Source organism: Rhizobium sp. BR 314 (genome assembly GCF_047445805.1).
GTDB lineage: Bacteria > Pseudomonadota > Alphaproteobacteria > Rhizobiales > Rhizobiaceae > Rhizobium > Rhizobium lusitanum_B.
Genome location: NZ_JARWLA010000004.1, coordinates 26599 through 43219 on the forward strand (window position 1 = coordinate 26599; position 16621 = coordinate 43219).

18 protein-coding genes are annotated in these 16621 nt (G+C 58.7%); 4 read left to right on the top strand and 14 right to left on the bottom strand.

Features of this window, described 5'->3' with window-relative positions:
* Positions 1 to 10: 10 nt before the first annotated feature.
* The 5 genes from QD461_RS07210 to QD461_RS07230 all read right to left on the bottom strand — a co-directional run bounded on the left by QD461_RS07210 (position 11) and on the right by QD461_RS07230 (position 4306).
* Complete coding sequence (locus tag QD461_RS07210; protein WP_414087114.1) at positions 11 to 1393, bottom strand: ATP-binding protein; 1383 nt, start codon at positions 1391 to 1393, stop codon at positions 11 to 13.
* A gap of 18 nt (positions 1394 to 1411) precedes the next feature.
* Positions 1412 to 2116: a response regulator gene (locus tag QD461_RS07215; protein WP_184703158.1), complete on the bottom strand. Its 705-nt coding sequence runs from the start codon at positions 2114 to 2116 to the stop codon at positions 1412 to 1414.
* 74 nt (positions 2117 to 2190) lie between these two features.
* Complete coding sequence (locus QD461_RS07220) at positions 2191 to 2661, bottom strand: MarR family winged helix-turn-helix transcriptional regulator (protein ID WP_184703243.1); 471 nt, start codon at positions 2659 to 2661, stop codon at positions 2191 to 2193.
* Between the two features lie 495 nt (positions 2662 to 3156).
* On the bottom strand, positions 3157 to 3420 hold the full coding sequence (locus tag QD461_RS07225; protein ID WP_184703159.1) for a hypothetical protein: 264 nt from the start codon (positions 3418 to 3420) through the stop codon (positions 3157 to 3159).
* Between the two features lie 247 nt (positions 3421 to 3667).
* Positions 3668 to 4306, bottom strand: a complete 639-nt coding sequence (locus QD461_RS07230) for a DUF1236 domain-containing protein (RefSeq protein WP_184703160.1) — start codon at positions 4304 to 4306, stop codon at positions 3668 to 3670.
* 233 nt (positions 4307 to 4539) lie between these two features.
* Between QD461_RS07230 and QD461_RS07235 the strand changes: the two genes are divergently transcribed.
* Complete coding sequence (locus QD461_RS07235) at positions 4540 to 5184, top strand: MBL fold metallo-hydrolase (protein WP_414087115.1); 645 nt, start codon at positions 4540 to 4542, stop codon at positions 5182 to 5184.
* Between the two features lie 28 nt (positions 5185 to 5212).
* Here QD461_RS07235 and QD461_RS07240 read toward each other — a convergent pair whose 3' ends face one another.
* The 5 genes from QD461_RS07240 to QD461_RS07260 form a co-directional block, all read right to left on the bottom strand.
* The gene (locus QD461_RS07240) at positions 5213 to 5743 is read right to left on the bottom strand and encodes a nucleoside kinase (protein ID WP_414087116.1); all 531 of its coding nucleotides are present in this window, start codon (positions 5741 to 5743) and stop codon (positions 5213 to 5215) included.
* Positions 5744 to 6021: 278 nt separating this feature from the next.
* Positions 6022 to 6459 (bottom strand): BA14K family protein, encoded by a 438-nt coding sequence (locus QD461_RS07245; RefSeq protein WP_414087117.1) that lies wholly within the window; start codon positions 6457 to 6459, stop codon positions 6022 to 6024.
* Between the two features lie 145 nt (positions 6460 to 6604).
* On the bottom strand, positions 6605 to 6820 hold the full coding sequence (locus tag QD461_RS07250) for a cold-shock protein (RefSeq protein ID WP_004116423.1): 216 nt from the start codon (positions 6818 to 6820) through the stop codon (positions 6605 to 6607).
* A gap of 496 nt (positions 6821 to 7316) precedes the next feature.
* Positions 7317 to 8207 carry a DMT family transporter gene (locus QD461_RS07255; RefSeq protein ID WP_414087118.1) on the bottom strand — a complete coding sequence of 297 codons (891 nt, stop codon included), beginning with the start codon at positions 8205 to 8207 and terminating at the stop codon, positions 7317 to 7319.
* A gap of 88 nt (positions 8208 to 8295) precedes the next feature.
* Complete coding sequence (locus QD461_RS07260; protein WP_414087119.1) at positions 8296 to 9441, bottom strand: PQQ-dependent sugar dehydrogenase; 1146 nt, start codon at positions 9439 to 9441, stop codon at positions 8296 to 8298.
* 488 nt (positions 9442 to 9929) lie between these two features.
* Between QD461_RS07260 and QD461_RS07265 the strand changes: the two genes are divergently transcribed.
* The gene (locus QD461_RS07265) at positions 9930 to 11132 is read left to right on the top strand and encodes a pyridoxal phosphate-dependent aminotransferase (RefSeq protein WP_414087121.1); all 1203 of its coding nucleotides are present in this window, start codon (positions 9930 to 9932) and stop codon (positions 11130 to 11132) included.
* A 141-nt stretch (positions 11133 to 11273) separates the two neighbouring features.
* Here QD461_RS07265 and QD461_RS07270 read toward each other — a convergent pair whose 3' ends face one another.
* A complete protein-coding gene (locus tag QD461_RS07270; protein ID WP_414087375.1) occupies positions 11274 to 12329 on the bottom strand; it encodes a calcium:proton antiporter in 1056 nt (351 codons plus the stop codon).
* A 273-nt stretch (positions 12330 to 12602) separates the two neighbouring features.
* On the opposite strand from QD461_RS07270, the gene QD461_RS07275 reads away from it, so the two are divergent.
* Entirely contained in the window at positions 12603 to 12884 is a 282-nt protein-coding gene (locus QD461_RS07275) for a DUF2188 domain-containing protein (protein ID WP_184703168.1), read from the top strand.
* A gap of 173 nt (positions 12885 to 13057) precedes the next feature.
* On the opposite strand, the gene QD461_RS07280 is transcribed toward QD461_RS07275, so the two are convergent.
* Positions 13058 to 13966: a LysR family transcriptional regulator gene (locus QD461_RS07280; RefSeq protein WP_414087122.1), complete on the bottom strand. Its 909-nt coding sequence runs from the start codon at positions 13964 to 13966 to the stop codon at positions 13058 to 13060.
* Positions 13967 to 14058: 92 nt separating this feature from the next.
* On the opposite strand from QD461_RS07280, the gene QD461_RS07285 reads away from it, so the two are divergent.
* Entirely contained in the window at positions 14059 to 15042 is a 984-nt protein-coding gene (locus QD461_RS07285) for an SDR family oxidoreductase (protein WP_414087123.1), read from the top strand.
* A gap of 152 nt (positions 15043 to 15194) precedes the next feature.
* Here QD461_RS07285 and QD461_RS07290 read toward each other — a convergent pair whose 3' ends face one another.
* Both QD461_RS07290 and QD461_RS07295 read right to left on the bottom strand, forming a co-directional pair.
* The gene (locus QD461_RS07290; RefSeq protein ID WP_414087124.1) at positions 15195 to 16139 is read right to left on the bottom strand and encodes an aldo/keto reductase; all 945 of its coding nucleotides are present in this window, start codon (positions 16137 to 16139) and stop codon (positions 15195 to 15197) included.
* Positions 16117 to 16497: a MerR family transcriptional regulator gene (locus tag QD461_RS07295; RefSeq protein ID WP_414087125.1), complete on the bottom strand. Its 381-nt coding sequence runs from the start codon at positions 16495 to 16497 to the stop codon at positions 16117 to 16119. The genes QD461_RS07290 and QD461_RS07295 overlap by 23 nt, the downstream gene beginning before the upstream one ends.
* Positions 16498 to 16621 lie beyond the last annotated feature (124 nt).

The window sequence follows — 16621 nt, forward strand, 5'->3', positions numbered from 1 at the left end:
GGATGTCTCCTCAGGCGGGGATGCGGATGGTGGCGCGCAGGCCGCCGAGCGGGCTGTCGCCGAGCGTGACATTGCCGCCGTGGCTCCGAGCAATATCGCGCGCAATGGCAAGACCGAGCCCGGTGCCGGATTTATCGAGATTGCGAGCGGAATCCAGCCGGAAGAACGGCTTGAAGACGTCCTCGCGCGCTTCGAGAGGAATGCCCGGGCCATCATCGTCGAAAACGATCGTCAACCATTTTGCACTGTGCTTGGCCTCTATGCGCAGGTTTGTGGCGTAGCGGCGGCTATTGGTGGCGAGATTGGTGACGAGACGGGTAAAGGCGTTCGGACGAACGGAAATTTCGTCGTCGCCTTCGATGGAAAAATCCATGGACTTGCCATGCAAGGTGAAGTCCTGGCGGATCTTTTCGAGGATATCGCTGAGCTTGAACTGGCCGACATCCTCCTCAGCTTCGCCGCGTGCGAAAGCCATGTAGCCCTCGAGCATGCTCTGCATGTCCTCGACGTCTTCGTTGAGGCCGATAAGATCGGGATCGTCGCCGACCAGCGCGAGCTGGAGCTTGAAGCGAGTGAGCACCGTGCGCAGATCGTGGCTGACGCCGGATAGCATCGCCGTGCGTTGCTCCAACTGCCGCTCGATGCGCTCGCGCATCAGGATGAAGGCGAGGCCCGCACGACGGATCTCGTCGGCGCCACGGGGGGAGTAGTTTTCGAGCCGCTGTCCCTTGCCGAAACTCTCCGCGGCTTGAGCCAGCGCCAGGATCGGCCGGATCTGGCCGCGCAGGAACAGCACTGCGATACCGATCAGCACGAGCGACGTGCCGACCATCCACAGGATGAAGATATGGGTGTTGGAGGCATAGGTCTGGCTACGCTTGGCGAAGACGCGTAGCACCTTATCCGGCAGCTTGATGCGGATCTCGACCAGGCTGGAGTTTCCGACAGTGTCGATCCAGTAGGGCAGGTTGATCTGATCTTTAATCTCGTCGCTGAGGATGCTGTCGAGGATCGAGAAGAAGGGCTTGTCGCGTCGCTGCGGCAGCTCGCCGCCCGGTTCGATCGAGATTACGAGGTCGAGCTTCTGCCGCGCCATCTGCGTGATGGCGGCATAGTCGTCGTCCTGCGGGTATGTCTGAATAATGGTGATGATGGCGGCGATGTCGCGCGTCGTTGCCATGGATAGCCGCTGCGTCACCATCTGCCAGTGACGCTCCATGAAGACGATAGTGACGACCGCCTGCAGGATGATCATCGGCAGGATGAAGATGAGCAGGGAGCGGGCATAAAGGCCTGTCGGCAGCACATATCGACGCATCCAGCGCGCCAGCCACCGCAGCCCGTTGGTCGGCGTGTGATCCTGCTCGCGTCTGATCGAATCGAATGTCACCATCGCCTATGATCCCGTAGGTCAGTCTATGCTCAGGCGGTAACCGATACCTCGCACCGTCTGCAGCCAGATGGGGTTTGCAGGATCGTCTTCGATCTTGCGGCGTAACCGGTTGATCTGGACATCGATGGTCCGTTCACCGACCTCGGCCTCATTGCCGATGAGCTCATGGCGCGGGATGGTCTCGCCCGCGCGTTTGGCGAAGAGCAGCATGATTTCCTGTTCGCGATCCGTCAGCCGGATCAGCTCTGCGGCCTTCTTCAGCTCCTTGCGGGTCAGGGAAAACGTATAAGGCCCGAACATCACAAGCTCGATCTTCGGTGAATCGGCAGGCGCATTGCGCCGCAGGATATTGTTGACGCGCAGCACCAGCTCGCGGGGGTCGAACGGCTTCGGCAGATAATCGTCGGCGCCGGCCTCAAGGCCGGCTATGCGGGAATCGGCCTCTGCAAGCGCAGTCAGCATGATAACGGGAACGTTCTTGATGGCGCGCAGGCTCGATGTCAGCGAGATGCCGGACTCTCCCGGCATCATCACATCCATGATGATGAGATCGAAATCCAGTCCTTCGAGCTTGCGTCGTGCTTCGGCACCATCGGCTGCCGCCGTTACCCGAAAGCCTTTTTCCATAAGGTAGCGATTGAGAAGGGCGCGGATACGCGTGTCGTCGTCTACCACCAGAAGATGTGCAGCATCGTCCGAAATAACTGTTTTCGTTGTCGTCATTCGATCCGTCTCGATCCTGTCTTACCCACGATTGATAAGCGGCATTCCGCGCCGGATCCCCGGCCGATTTGCCATTATTTTGCTGTCTGCATTCCCCTTAGAAAGCGCTTTACGCTTTCGCGCGTCGCGTCCGATGCGCCTTCGAATGCCCGTTCAATACGGCGCGATTGCGGCTCTGCCAGCGCCAGCGCCAGATCGCGTCCTGCCTGCGTCGGATAAAGCTTGCGCTGCCGACGGTCCTCCGGACCGGCCACCTGATGAATATAACCCGAATCGATCAATTGTTTGAGAACCCGTGCCAAACTCTGCTTGGTGATCTGCAATGTTTCCAAAAGGTCTGCAACGGTCATGCCCGGTTCGCGGTTAACGAAATGCACGACGCGATGATGAGCCCGCCCGAAGCCACTCTTGATCAGGATCTGATCCGGGTCCGACACGAAATCGCGGTAGGCGAAGAAAAGTAGCTCGATGATCTCGAAGTCGATATTCCCCGCATTCTGCATCGGTGTCGCCAGCAACTCAGCCCTTGCCGCGTTTTGGCTCATCTGTCGTGGCACAATAGCATTTCCTTTTTATTTTTTGCGCGTTTGCGAAATTTACGCAAAAATATGTCAGCTTTATTGACGTATTTTTACGCCATCGCCTGCCTCCGCACAATGCCGTGCGGCCTGAAAGACTGCGCCATTTCGGGAAATCTAGGTGCGGACTGGCAAAACTCCAACCTATTTCGAGTTTTCTCAGCCGACGGGGGCAAGGAGCGTCAAAGGGGAGGCGTTTCCTTGCCGTAAGCCCGACCTCATCTCGGCAGATCCAAGAGTTCTGCAGGAAGGATGGGGAGGGGGCTTCCCCGATGAACAAACAGGCCTGGGGTATCGCAATTGGAACGGCTCAAGTTCCAGGCCCGCGGATTTTCACCTTCAGCCCTTTGGGGAGCGCTATTCGCTCATTCGTCGATAGTCAGGCGCGCATGCAATCCCCGGAGTGCCTTGCAGCCGCCTGCAAGGGCCGGATGTTTTCTCCGGCCCTTGCAGGTTTGATCCTTACGACTTGCGGCCGAGAACTACGCCAACGATTGCCGAAAGCACGCCGCCGGCGATCAATGAGGATATGCCTTGTGCCACCAGGCCGGTGAGGGCGTCGCTGCCGATAAGCTTGAGAAGGACGCCACCGCCCAGCCCGCCAATGGCACCCGCGATCGTTCTGGCAACAAGATTGATGCCGTCCTGCTTCAAAACGCCGCTCGCTGCGTTGCCGCCAATGGCGCCAGCTATCAGTTGCGTGATGATAGGTCCTAGACTTTCCATGTGATTGCCCTTCTCCCAGTGTTCCGGAGACGCTTCCGGATGCCCTCTCGGCGCGCCCGGGATCGATGCCTGGGGGCGGCGATAATCCTCACTGGTATCAGAAGTACATCATGCGCCGGCCGGTGGAAATAGAAAGGCAACTTCAACGAGAGAATGCCCCGATAATTCCGGGGGAAATCCAATTTTCGGGCATGCGGCTGTCCGGCCGCACGCCAATTTCGCCACTATGTTCGGCTTTCAGGCCGAATCATCGGTAGACGTAAACGATGCGCCGCGTGCCCGGATCGACCAGCACCTGTCTGTGATTTACGTCGATATAGCTGTATTGATAGTCCGGAATGCGGTGAACCTCGACGCTTTGCGGAACGGTCGCACCGATGGCCAAGTTTCCACCGAGCTGGACGGTATCGACCGGATTGTCGTCGATATAGGTCCGGACTTCCTCCGGCGGTGTGATCGCGACGATATTGCCGCTATCCTCATCGACGCGGCCAAGCAACTGGTCATCCGGGTCGGGCTGGGCTGACTGGATGCCGCCGGTCGTGACCGGATCCGTCTTTTCATAGGTTATCGTGGGGATGCCGAGGTCGTCGCGATGATCCTGAACGACAACCGGCGCGCCATTTTGCTCGACGCTAAGATATTGGGCGTAAACCCAGCCGCGCATGCCATTGACATCGACTCGACACCAGCGGCTGCCTTCGACGCAGCCGTCAAGCGTGGCGGGAGAGCCACGTGTCGCGACGCCGACGGTCGGAAACTCGGCGCCAGGTCCCGACCGCACTTCAATGTCGCTAGCGGTCGTCGCGGCCATCTCGGCATGGGCCAAGCCGACGCTGCCGGTAAGGATAACGCCGGCCAGCAACAGGTTTCTCTTCAAGGACATTGGTTCTCTCCTTCTGCCTTTAAAGACCTAACTTCAACGTTTTGCGCGCCACTGTGTTCCTGTCGATCGGGCCCGTTACGGCCGGCGACTGATGAAGTGTCGCGGTAACCAATTGAATTATATTCATATTTTTACACCTCGATCCGGCGTCTTCGCGTTCGAGTGTCGGGGGCTGTTTTGTCCCAAGTTTGCCGCTATACCGACAGCACGACATTCAAACAGACGAGGCATTCATGGGCATGCTCCAGGCCGGCATCATTCCGGTGACCCCTTTCGAACAGAACTGCACCATCCTGTTCGACCCGGAGACGAAAGAGGGCGTCGTGGTCGACCCCGGTGGCGATGTCGACATTATCCTGCAGACGGTGCGCGAGAACGGCATCACCCTGAAGGCCATATGGCTCACCCACGGGCACATCGACCATGCCGGCGGCGCCGACGAAGTCCGCGAGGTGCTCGGCATCGAGGTTATCGGCCCGCATGAAGATGACCGCTTCCTGCTGGAGGATATCGAGGGCAAGGCCAAGATGTTTAACATAGACGGCGTGCGCAACGTGGTGCCGGATCGGTTCCTGAAGGAAGGGGACAAGGTCTCCTTCGGCGAGCATGAGTTCGAGGTTTTCCATTGTCCCGGTCATGCGCCCGGCCATGTCATCTATTTCAACCGCAAGCAGGGTTTCGCGCATCTTGGCGATGTGCTTTTCAATGGTTCGATCGGCCGGACGGACCTGCCGGGCGGCAGTCATCAGCAACTGCTTGATTCAATCCGCGACAAGGTTTTTCCGCTCGGCGACGAGGTTGGCTTCATCTGCGGTCACGGATCCGGCAGCCGGATCGGCGACGAGCGCCGCACCAATCCATTCCTGCGCGGGTTGTAAGAGGCACCGAGGGGCCGATGGAGGCAATCTAGCGGCGCTCGCCGCATCTGGAGAGAAGATCGTCGACGACGCTGGCGAGCGGGGCAGTGGCGTCGATGCTTGTCGCGTTCTTCGGAATATCCCCTTGCGTCGCGTGCAGTCTTAGAACGAAGTCCCGCTCCGCCGGCGTTCCGCCAAACTCGTCTTCCGGTCTGCTGGCGAGTCGGTTGCTCACCGTATCTGCATCGACGTCTAGAACGAAGATCGCATTGAAGAGACCAATGAAGCGGTGGAGATTCCTGGAGCCACCGCAAAAGAATGAGATCGGGTGGCTTTGATCGGCAATCAGGGATTTGACTTTGTCGACATTCCAGAGGTGATGCCAATGCGCGAAACCGACGTCCGCACAGCCACCTGTCTGCGGTGAGCCAATCAGCGGCTCTCCCGTTTCAGGATCGCCTTTGTAGGCCAGCTCGCGGTCACCATGGATCACGTCATAGCCGCGCCGCTGTAATTCGGTGGCGACCGATGTCTTCCCGCTTCCCGAAACGCCTTCGATTAGATAGTTCCTAACGCCCATTTTCAGACCCTGTTCCGAGAGCTTGCAGGCGCCGTGCGATGCGGCAACAGCCGGAATAGGTGGCCAACATGATTGTGGCAAGACATTATGGCGGTATGGCTTGGAGGTGGCTCTCCAGCATGTGGCGTGAGCTGGTGAGAGGCTGCAACGGCCAACCATGTCGTGGCCAAGCTATCGCAAGACAAACGGTGTCTTGCGATAGGAAGGACTTCAATTTTTCAGCTGCGGGCAAGCGGCTACTTCCGCTCTCGGAGTGGCTAGTCGATCGCTGCCGGAACTTAGTCGGCCGTGCAGAAGTGGCGCATGCCATCATAGCCGACATAAGTGCCGCTGCGGCCGTCGAAGCTTCTGTAACGATCGTAGCAGTAGCGCATCCATGCAGAGGACCAGGGACGCAAGCCCGAAACCGGCGGCGGAGCATAGTAGCTCACATCGCGCTCGACATAGACCCGACGCGGGGCCGGACGATAATAGTAGGGCGGCGGAGGCGCATCATAGTCCGGTTCGGCATAGACCGGTCCCGGCTCGACATAGCGCGGCTGGCTGGCAATCGCCGAACCGACGATCAGGCCTGTGGCAAGCCCAGCGGCACCGAGCGCCCAGCCATCGCGATCCCGATGACGCCAATAATCGCCTGCAGACGCGGCAGTCATGGACGTCAGCATCAATGCTGCAGCCATGGCGGACACAGCGAGCGATTTGCCGAGTATGGTCATTGGTTTGTCCTCTCAGGAAAACGGGATGACTGTCGCTCCCGCTCTTTCATGATGAGCAAACTATACGCGGCAAACTGAATACAGACTGAATGACAAAACCCGGCATTGCTGCCGGGCCTCAACTCGAATGATAACCTTAAGGGTCTCAGCCGGCAATCTGGAGATTGACGGCCTTCGGTCCCTTGCCGCGGCGATCCGGTTCCGTGTCGAAGCTTACCTTCTGGTTTTCCGACAGTCCTGCCAGGCCGGAAGCCTGAACCGCAGAAATGTGTACAAAGATGTCTGCGCCACCCTTGTCCGGTTTAATAAAACCGAAGCCTTTATCGGTATTGAAAAACTTTACAGTGCCAGTCTCGGCCATGCCTCAGGTCCTTTTCTCTCTGCCCACCATCCACACGGGCAGCATTACTGTGTTGCCCTTGCGGGCGCTTGCAGGCAGTTCTCGAAATTTTAAGGAAAAGGTCCCCTATACCTCGGCATGATCTCGATGCGATGTTTGCCACCCCGCATTTCAACCAGCTGACCGGAATATTAGCGTCTCCGGCGCGCGTTTTTCTTAGGACTTCCCATGCTCTAAAAATGCCCGAACATCATTGAGAGTGCTGTGTTTGTTGGGAATTGGCAAGCAAAAGTTTTTTAACGTATCGCAGGCAGCACACTATAGTAATGCGACTGTGCTAACGCGATTCGCAAATTTTCTCACTTTGAAACAAGTTTCTAAGGTTTTTGCATCGTTTGCGATATAGTTTTGGCGAAATTTTCCCAAGTCGGCTGGGGTGAACGTCGATTTTCGATTGTTCAAAAAAATTTCAAAAACCGTTGCAATTGAACACTCATGACGCGCATTTCTGGTGTTTTCAGGCCGCTGCGTTCCGCCGGCGTACCAGCTCCGGCACCAGTTCTACGGCAAGCATTGCTGCAAACATCAAAGCGCAACCGGCGTAGCCGAGCGGTCCCATGGTCTCGCCGAGCACCAGCGCGCCCAAAGAAGCTCCGAACAAGGCCTCCGAAGAGAGGAAGATCGCCGCCTGCGGCGCAGTCGTGTAGCGCTGGCCGATTACCTGCAGCGCGAAAGCAAGCCCGGACGAGAATATGCCGACATAAAGGATCTCACCGAGTGCTGCTTGGATGCTCGCAAGGCTGATGGGTTCGACCAGAGCAGCAACGGCAAGGGCGAGGGCGGCTGTGACGGCAAATTGTATCGCGGAAATGGCAAGCGGCCGGGCAGTCTCATTGACTGCGGAGCCAGCGAGGGTGATTTGTGCTGCCCAGAAGAGGGCGCAAATGACGGTGAGGAGATCGCCCGTCGTGAGGCTGGAAAGCGATCCGCCGGATAGCAGATAGATGCCGCAGAGCGCCATGAGCGCGGCGGGCCAAATGATCCAGTGCGGCGAGCGCCGCATGAAGATGACGGCGATCACGGGCACGAACACCACGTAAAGGCCGGTGATGAAGCTGGAATTGGTGACGGTTGTCGTTAAAAGCCCAAGCTGCTGCGTCGCGGCGCCGCCGAACAGCGCGACGCCGATCATCACGAAGGACAGCCAGTTGCGGCTCGTCAACGGTTGCCTCGCCTTGCGGCTTTCCATCAAGACGAAGGGCAGGACGACTACGGTGGCGACAGCAAACCGCAGGCCGATGAACCAGAACGGTCCGATCGACTTCATTGCCGTTGATTGCGCGACGAAGCCGCCGCCCCAGATCGCGGCAGCGAACAACAACAACAAATTCGCCTGTATGCGAGACATCTGCATCCTGCGGGAGGGGGAAACGAATAGCCGACCGTTAGCAGTTGCTGTTGTGCTCGGCAAGGGCGAATGGCGTCGCAGGTGTTGGCTAGTTCGTTGCTTTCGAAACCCGCAGGAGCGCGCCGTTATCTTCGTCCGTGGTGATCAAAAGCGCGCCGTCGGGCGCGACGACGATGTCGCGCATGCGGCCGAATTTGCCTTCGAACATGCGCTCACGCTCGGTGATCTTGCCGGCTCCGTCACGATCGAGGCGAGACAGCAGCTGGAACTTCAGCGCAGTCACCAGCAGATCGCCATTCCATTCGGGAAACATCTTGCCGCGATAGACGGCAATCGCACCGGGAGCGATCGATGGGTCCCAATAGAAAAGCGGCTGCTCCATGCCCTTCTTCGCCGTGCCGATGCCGATCTTCGTACCGTTGTAATTGGTGCCATAGGAAATGACCGGCCAGCCGTAATTCTTGCCGGCTTCCGGCGTGTTGATCTCGTCACCACCCTTTGCACCGTGCTCTGCCGTGTAAAGCCTGTTCGTCTCGCTATCGAAGGTAATGCCCTGCGGATTGCGATGACCCTTCGACCAGATTTCGGGCAGGGCCTTTTGGCCGTTTTTGAACGGATTGTCGGACGGAATGCCGCCGTCGGTCTGGATATGGATGATGGTGCCGGCATCGTCGTGGAAATCCTGGGCGCGGTCCTGCTCACCGCGATCGCCAAGGCTGACAAAGAGGCTGCCGTCGCGGGCGATCGCGATGCGCGAACCGTACTGGATATTGCCGCTCGACAGCTTGTTCATCAGGAAGATGCGCTTCACATCGGCCAGCTGCGTTTCGTCGGTTGACAGTTTCGCACGGAAAACGGCCGTGCCGCTGCCGCCGTCTCCCGCCACCGACGCGGTGAAATAGAGGGTTCGGTTGCTACTGAACTTCGGATCGATTTCGACGTCGAGCAGGCCGCCCTGTCCGCGGGCGTAGACTTCGGGCAGTCCTGCGAGTGGCGGCGAGACCTTGCCGTTGCGGATGAGGCGCATACGGCCGGGGCGCTCGGTGACGAGATAGGCGCCATCCGGCAGCACTGCCACAGCCCATGGATGCTCGAGCCCGGTGGCGATTGCCTCGACCTTGACCGTGACTTTTTGCGTCTTGAAGGTCTGCGGAGCTTCTGCCAGCGCCACGCCTGCCGCCAACAGGCCAGAAACCGTCAATGCAATGGTAACTCCCGTTCTTATCACACGCATATTTGCCGCTCCCCAAGACCGCTGGTTTTTCAAGGTGGGTCGACCGCCTTGACGTTCAAGGCCGAGTGCTGTGCCGATAACGTCTTTGTGTTCGCGAATTTGGTGTCGCCCTGCGTCGCGTCCTGAAACCGTCCGGCGCGCCAAAGCATAGGACCGAGGCGGAAGGCGCGTGGAACAAGGGTTTGTCGAAGGTGGCGTTTGGGGCAAGCCCTTATGTTACAATGGGAAATCGCCGTTCTGCTCAGACGTTGAATCAGGTGCTTCGCAAATTGATTCAAGTTGGCGAGGCTTGCGGGCCGTCGATGGGCTGCAGCAGTCGTCGCGCCAAGGCTTGGAATCTGCATCGAAGACATGGCCCGAAAGCCAGGAAATAAAGCCACTGTGACGCCTTTGCGCTTGAAACGTCGGCCCATATTCGACATAGAGCTTAGCGCAGAAATCTGGTCCACAGGCTTTCTGCCATTTTCAACCGAATAGGACCGATCACCATGGCCTTTCTTGCCGACGCTCTTTCCCGTGTAAAGCCTTCTGCCACCATCGCCGTTTCTCAGAAAGCGCGCGAGCTGAAAGCAAAAGGACGCGACGTGATCGGTCTTGGCGCCGGTGAGCCGGATTTCGATACACCCGATAATATCAAGACGGCCGCCATCGACGCGATCAATCGCGGCGAGACGAAGTACACGCCGGTTTCCGGCATCCCGGAACTGCGCAAGGCGATTGCCGCCAAGTTCAAGCGTGAGAACAATCTCGACTATACCTGGGAGCAGACCATCGTCGGCACGGGCGGCAAGCAGATCCTGTTCAACGCCTTCATGGCGACGCTGAACCCGGGCGATGAAGTCATCATCCCGACGCCCTACTGGGTTTCCTACCCGGAAATGGTGGCGCTGTGCGGCGGCACGCCGGTTTTCGTCGCGACAACGCAGGCCGACAGCTTCAAGTTGCAGCCTGCCGATCTTGAAAAGGCGATCACGCCGAAGACCAAGTGGTTCATGTTCAACTCGCCGTCCAACCCGTCGGGCGCTGCCTATACGCATGACGAGCTGAAGGCGCTGACGGACGTGCTGGTCAGGCATCCGCATGTCTGGATCCTGACCGACGACATGTACGAGCACCTGACCTATGGCGAATTCAAATTCGCCACGCCGGTCGAAGTCGAGCCGAGCCTCTATGACCGCACGCTGACGATGAACGGCGTCTCGAAGGCCTATGCCATGACCGGCTGGCGCATCGGCTATGCTGCCGGCCCGCTGCAGCTCATCAAGGCCATGGACATGATCCAGGGCCAGCAGACCTCGGGTGCGACCTCGATCGCCCAGTGGGCGGCCGTCGAAGCGCTGAACGGTCCGCAGGACTTCATTCCGCGCAACAAGAAGATCTTCGAAGGCCGCCGCGACCTCGTCGTCTCGATGTTGAACCAGGCGAAGGGCATTTCCTGCCCGGTTCCGGAAGGCGCCTTCTACGTTTATCCGTCCTGCGCCGGCCTGATCGGCAAGACGGCTCCGACCGGCAAGATCATCGAAACGGACGAAGACTTCGTTTCCGAATTGCTGGAATCGGAAGGTGTAGCCGTTGTTCACGGTTCGGCCTTCGGCCTCGGCCCGAACTTCCGCATCTCTTATGCGACCTCGGAAGAGCTGCTCGAAGAAGCTTGCCGCCGCATCCAGCGCTTCTGCGCCGCCTGCAAGTAAGCAGCCAGCGATAGCTTACATGGAAAGCCCGCCAGAAATGGCGGGCTTTTCCTATTCAGATTGCCGGTTGCGGCTTCATCAATTGATTCAAGCGCTTCGCAATTTGATTCCGCCAGTCGGCGCAAGTCCTTGAAATTGGAATCAAAGACCGAGTGTCGTTAGCATGATGAAGGTGGCGAAGAGGATGAAATGGGTCATGCCTTCGATGGCGTTGGTTTCGCCGTCATTGAGGTTGATAGCGGCAACGATCAGCGTGATCATTATCATGACCGTCTGCACCGGAGACATGGCCATGATAAACGGCTGGCCTGTATAGAGTGCGATCGCCTCCATGACGGGTACCGTCAGGATGACCGTGGATAGCGAGGCGCCCAAGGCGATATTGACCGTTGCCTGCATGCGGTTTCTGAGCGCCGCACGCAGCGCCGTCAGGATTTCCGGAGCTGCCGAGATCGCGGCGACGACGATGGCTGCGATGGCCGGCGGCGCGCCTGTGCCCTTTAGGCCTGTATCCATGAAGGCCGACATGAATTCCGCCAGCGTGCCGATCAGGACGACGCCGATCAGAATGGTGACGATGGATGTCGTCGTGGATTCTTCTTCGTGATGCTCTTCGGGCATTCCGAGTTTCTTCTCGGTACGCGGATAGCTGTAGCTGAAGAAATAGCTATGTTTGCCGACCTGCATGCGCAGGAAGAGCGCATAGAGCGCGATCATCGCGACGATGGTGAAAGCGGAGTAGTAGTGCCACTTTGCTTCCGGGATGAATTCCGGCACGATCATCGAAATGCCCATGGCGGTCAGGATCATGACGCCATAGGTCCGGCTGGAATCGTCGTTATAAGGTTGCTCGCCGTGCTTCAGGCCACCGAGAAGGGCGGCCAGGCCTAGGATACCGTTGATGTCGAGCATGACGGCGGCGTAGATGGTATCGCGCACCAACGTCGGCGAACTTTCGCCGCTCATCATGATGGCGAGGATGATCACCTCGACGGCAACGGCTGAAAGCGTCAGAATCATTGTGCCGTAGGGGTCACCGACCTTGACCGCAAGGGTCTCTGCATGATGGGCGACGCGCATCGATGCCAGTACAATCGTTGCGATCAATGCCGCTGCCGCGGTTATCGAGGCGGTCTGCCCCATTTCCAGCACTGAATGCTCGCCGACATAGGCAATGACGGCGATCGCCAGTGCCACCAAGAGGGCTTTTTCCTGCTTGAACCACTTCACTATATTCACCTTCCCCACCTTCTGCGCCGATTCACGGTTGCACTCTAAATCAATGATTTCGCACATCAAGCGCGTATGGTTGAGGGCGGGATTTGCAGTCAGAACCATTTAATGGAATACTGTGCCCGTCGGTCTGCCCACCCCAAACGTCGCGGCATCCTCGAATCCGTCTCAGATGCATGCGGTCCTGCCGGCAACGCCCGGTCCCGAAGGTCTTGGCAGATGAGAAGGAGGGTTTGAATGGTCAAGGTCGTTTACGAAATCGTGCCGCATGACGGTGGATGGGCATATCGCTTCCACGATGTCTATTCGGAAGCGTTTCCGACACATTCCGAGGCCGTGGAGGCCGCAAGGATTGTTGCCGCAGAGCAGCAGGTGGGAGGAGACTCCGCCGAGATCAGCTGGCAGGATGAAAGCGGCAAGTGGCATGAGGAATATGCTGACGGTGGAGACCGGCCGGAAACGGAAGTCATTGACGGCCAGAGGCATTTTCCACCAGTGGATACGGCGCCCGGCGCATAGATTGGCGCTATACCGATTACCTGCTCGACGCCCTAGCGACCGATATCGTATCGATATGCTCGATCGTCTGGGCATAAGCTGTCGGCAAAATTGAGTACGCTTGTCGGGGATAACTTCAAAATCCTTCGGCCAGTTCGGATCGCATGGTGCGAGCTCCACCGCTGCCCTCATGACTATTGTCCTTCCGGCGTATCGTTTCCCTTCGCATAGTCCAGCAAGCCCGCGACGAGCGCGTCGAACGTCACGCGGCAGCGTGGCGATGTCTTCAGGTTTTCGTGCATCACGATCCAGGTGTCGATCGTCAATTCCACTTCCGGCAAGAGCCGTTGAAGGTTGGCGTCGCGTTTGGCCAAGGGGATCTGATAGAAGCTTATGCCGATGCCGGATCGCAGGGCATTGTGCAGAACGATGCTGTGGTCGGATCGAAAGCTGAACGAGATGCCGTCGAGCATCGGATAGCGTTTCACCATGCTTCGGATGTAGGCGGTCTGCCGATCGAAGCCGATCAGCTTGTGTCGGCGGAGGTCCGCGATCGTTTCCGGCTTGCCGTGTCGCTCGATATAGCGTTTGTGCGCGAAAAGACCCAGGGAGATTACGCCGACATGGCGGGCCAGCAGCGCTTCTTGCGCCGGCGCGACCATACGCACGGCAATGTCGGCCTCGCGCTGCAACAGATCCTCCACGATGTCGGAAGCGGACAATTCCACGATCAGTTCGGGATACTGTGCCTGTAGCCCGGCAAGAATGGGCGGCAGTACCTCCGTTCCAATTACTTCACTGGCGCTGATGCGCACTGTGCCACTGACCTCCTCCCTGGAGCCGGTGGCGGCGCGCAGCAGCGCGGCAGCCGTGCTCGCCAGCGTTTCGGCGTAGGGCTTCAGGACAAGGGCGGCATCGGTCGGCAACAGGCCTTGCTGTGACCGCGTGAAGAGTTCGGCGCCGACCGATTGTTCCAATGCGTCTATATGACGGCCGACTGTCGGCTGCGTCAGGCCGAGATCGCGGGCGGCAGCAGACAGTGAGCCGTGCTCCAGCACCGCGAGAAAGGTACGATAGAAATCCCAGCTTGGTTCTGATGTCATACATTTATGTATAGCATCTGCAGATTTTTAGGCAATTTCGTCTATTGCGATCGTGGGCCATAGTCAGTCCATCGAAACCGATGGGGATGACGATGAGCAAGCAGATGGAAAGCGTAAAGACGGCCTTGATCCTTGGTGCTACCGGCGGCATTGGCGGTGCTGTCGCTGAAGGGCTAGCCTTTCGCGGTTGGCGCATCCGGGCGCTGAACCGCAATGCAGCCGAGGCGGCCCGCCGCCAGCCCGAATTCGACTGGTTCCAGGGCGATGCCATGCAGGCGGGCGATGTTCTGAAGGCAGCTGAAGGAGCCGAGGTTATCGTGCATGCGGTCAACCCGCCCGGCTATCGCAATTGGGGGCAAGTCGTCTTGCCGATGCTCGACAACACCATTGCTGCGGCCAAGGCCGTCGGTGCGCGCATTGTGCTGCCGGGAACCGTCTATAATTTCGGCCCCGACGTCTTCCCGAGGGTCACGGAAGACAGCCCGCAGCGGCCGAAGACCCGCAAGGGCGCCATCCGCGTGCAGATGGAACGGCGCCTGCAGGCAGCGGCAGAGCAGGGCGGTACGTCCGTCATTATCGTTCGCGCTGGCGATTTTTTTGGCGGATTGCGCGCCAATAGCTGGTTTTCGCAGGCGATGGTCACGCCGGGTAAGCTGATCCGCTCCTTGACCTACCCGGGCAAGACTGGCCTCGGCCATCAATGGGCCTACCTGCCTGACGTTGCCGAAACGATGATCCGGCTGATCGAGAAGGGCGACCAACTGCCATCCTTCGCCGTCTATCACATGCGCGGCCATTGGGATGGCGATGGCCGGCAGATGATCGAAGCCGTGCAGCGCGTGCTTGGTCACAATGTAAAGGTGAGGGCATTTCCCTGGTGGATCGTGCCGCTGGCCAGCCCCTTCGTTCCGTTCATGCGGGAGCTGCGCGAAATGACCTATCTTTGGAAAGTTCCGCTGCAGATGCGGAACGACAGGCTGGTGGCGGTGCTTGGAGAGGAGCCGCATACGCCCATTGACGAAGCTATCCGCGCAAGCCTGGTCTCGATCGGTTGCTTGCGAGCTCAGGCCGCCTGAGGCGGCTTAGGCGCTCAACCCGGTCGAAGCAAGTTGGGCGACGGTGAAATCCGAATATGCATTCTTCGTATCATCGTCGCCCGGGAGCCATGCCGTCGAAAGCCCTGGCCGGACAGTCGGTCCGATCAACGTCTTGTTTGACGAGTTAGCGGTCAGTCCGCGCCCATGGCTGTGGCGAGGTGTTCGGCAGTTATATTCAACGTCGCTATCCCTTGCTTGAGGCGCTCGGCACTGCCGGACGCGAGCAGCGGGATTACATTGCCGGACGAAAGCCTCGCCCAGGCGAGAGCCGCCTGGCTTGGCGTCACGCCGAGAATTTGCGCCGCCTTCCGGAGCCGATCGAGCCGTGCCTGATTTTCTGCAGCGTCGTAGGCCTTGGGTAGTACCCCGGTTTCATACGCACCGCCGAGAAGGGTGGCATAGGAAATGAGCGGCATGTCGGCCGCCTGCAGATAGGCTTTCAGTTCGGCGTCTATCGTCTTCTGCGGGCCAAAATCAGCGCCGGCGTTGGGCGGCAGATAGCTGTAACGCTGTTGCAGGCAGCAATAGGCAGGCCAACTGTTCCGCTCGCCGATGCCCTTGGCAGCGATAATGCGTTCGAGGCTGTGGTTCGAGCAGGCGATGGCGCTGATCTTGCCGTCTTTGCGCAAGCGCTCGAAGGCGGATAGCGTTTCCTCCTGGGTGATGTCATCATCCTGGATGTGGGCATAGTAGAGGTCGATGTGATCGATGCCGAGCCTTGAAAGGCTGGCCTCGGCCGCGCGCGCGATCGCTTGCGCTCCGAGCCCTTCCGCTGCCTCGAAACCAGCGCCGGGACGAGTCGGTTGTGCGCCGACTTTCGTTGCGATAGTCATATCATGGCGCCTGCCGCGAGCGCAGAGCCACTCGCCAAGCATCTTTTCGCTTTCTCCTCCAACGCCGTTGGGAGCCCAGAAGGCATAGTTGTTTGCGGTATCGAGAAAGCGACCGCCAGCCTCATAATAAGTATCCAACAGTTCGAAAGAAGCTTCGCGATCAAGCCGTGTACCGAAATCCAAGCATCCCAGGCAGAGCTCAGACACATGCAGGCCGGAGTTACCGAGCGATTTGGTTCTCATTGGATATGCCCCGATATCGTTGAAGTTTCCCGTCGATGATCGTCAGCGCCGATTGTAGCGCCGCCATATCCGCGACTACTTTTGCGCGGTGCTGCTCCAGCAGCGCAATGCGATCCGGCACGTTCGAAAGGCCGGCACGTACGAGATTGCTGAATTTCTTCATGTTGGCGATCGGCATGCCCGAGGATCGCAGGCACATGAGGAGCGATATCCAATGGAGGTCTGCGTCTGTGTAGACGCGTCTGCCGGCGGAATTTCTCGCCACCATGTCGAGCAGCCCCGCCCGTTCGTAATAGCGAAGCGTGTGTGGGCTCAAGGCCAATCGCTCGGCCGCTTCCCCAATTGAAAATGCGTCCATTTTCCCTCCCGTTCATCGTGGCAATCCGCCAGCCACCGGACTGTACGATTTAGAGCGCGCTCTAAGTCAAGAGGGATTGCAAGCATTTCCAAAGGAGGCGCTAAATTGGAATTATGTCAATAAA

Coding starts and splice junctions, on each gene's coding strand:
- QD461_RS07210 (WP_414087114.1), bottom strand. CDS start 1,393: ATGGTGACATTCGATTCGATCAGACGCGAGCAGGATCACACGCCGACC.
- QD461_RS07215 (WP_184703158.1), bottom strand. CDS start 2,116: ATGACGACAACGAAAACAGTTATTTCGGACGATGCTGCACATCTTCTG.
- QD461_RS07220 (WP_184703243.1), bottom strand. CDS start 2,661: ATGAGCCAAAACGCGGCAAGGGCTGAGTTGCTGGCGACACCGATGCAG.
- QD461_RS07225 (WP_184703159.1), bottom strand. CDS start 3,420: ATGGAAAGTCTAGGACCTATCATCACGCAACTGATAGCTGGCGCCATT.
- QD461_RS07230 (WP_184703160.1), bottom strand. CDS start 4,306: ATGTCCTTGAAGAGAAACCTGTTGCTGGCCGGCGTTATCCTTACCGGC.
- QD461_RS07235 (WP_414087115.1), top strand. CDS start 4,540: ATGGGCATGCTCCAGGCCGGCATCATTCCGGTGACCCCTTTCGAACAG.
- QD461_RS07240 (WP_414087116.1), bottom strand. CDS start 5,743: ATGGGCGTTAGGAACTATCTAATCGAAGGCGTTTCGGGAAGCGGGAAG.
- QD461_RS07245 (WP_414087117.1), bottom strand. CDS start 6,459: ATGACCATACTCGGCAAATCGCTCGCTGTGTCCGCCATGGCTGCAGCA.
- QD461_RS07250 (WP_004116423.1), bottom strand. CDS start 6,820: ATGGCCGAGACTGGCACTGTAAAGTTTTTCAATACCGATAAAGGCTTC.
- QD461_RS07255 (WP_414087118.1), bottom strand. CDS start 8,207: ATGTCTCGCATACAGGCGAATTTGTTGTTGTTGTTCGCTGCCGCGATC.
- QD461_RS07260 (WP_414087119.1), bottom strand. CDS start 9,441: ATGCGTGTGATAAGAACGGGAGTTACCATTGCATTGACGGTTTCTGGC.
- QD461_RS07265 (WP_414087121.1), top strand. CDS start 9,930: ATGGCCTTTCTTGCCGACGCTCTTTCCCGTGTAAAGCCTTCTGCCACC.
- QD461_RS07275 (WP_184703168.1), top strand. CDS start 12,603: ATGGTCAAGGTCGTTTACGAAATCGTGCCGCATGACGGTGGATGGGCA.
- QD461_RS07280 (WP_414087122.1), bottom strand. CDS start 13,966: ATGACATCAGAACCAAGCTGGGATTTCTATCGTACCTTTCTCGCGGTG.
- QD461_RS07285 (WP_414087123.1), top strand. CDS start 14,059: ATGAGCAAGCAGATGGAAAGCGTAAAGACGGCCTTGATCCTTGGTGCT.
- QD461_RS07290 (WP_414087124.1), bottom strand. CDS start 16,139: ATGAGAACCAAATCGCTCGGTAACTCCGGCCTGCATGTGTCTGAGCTC.
- QD461_RS07295 (WP_414087125.1), bottom strand. CDS start 16,497: ATGGACGCATTTTCAATTGGGGAAGCGGCCGAGCGATTGGCCTTGAGC.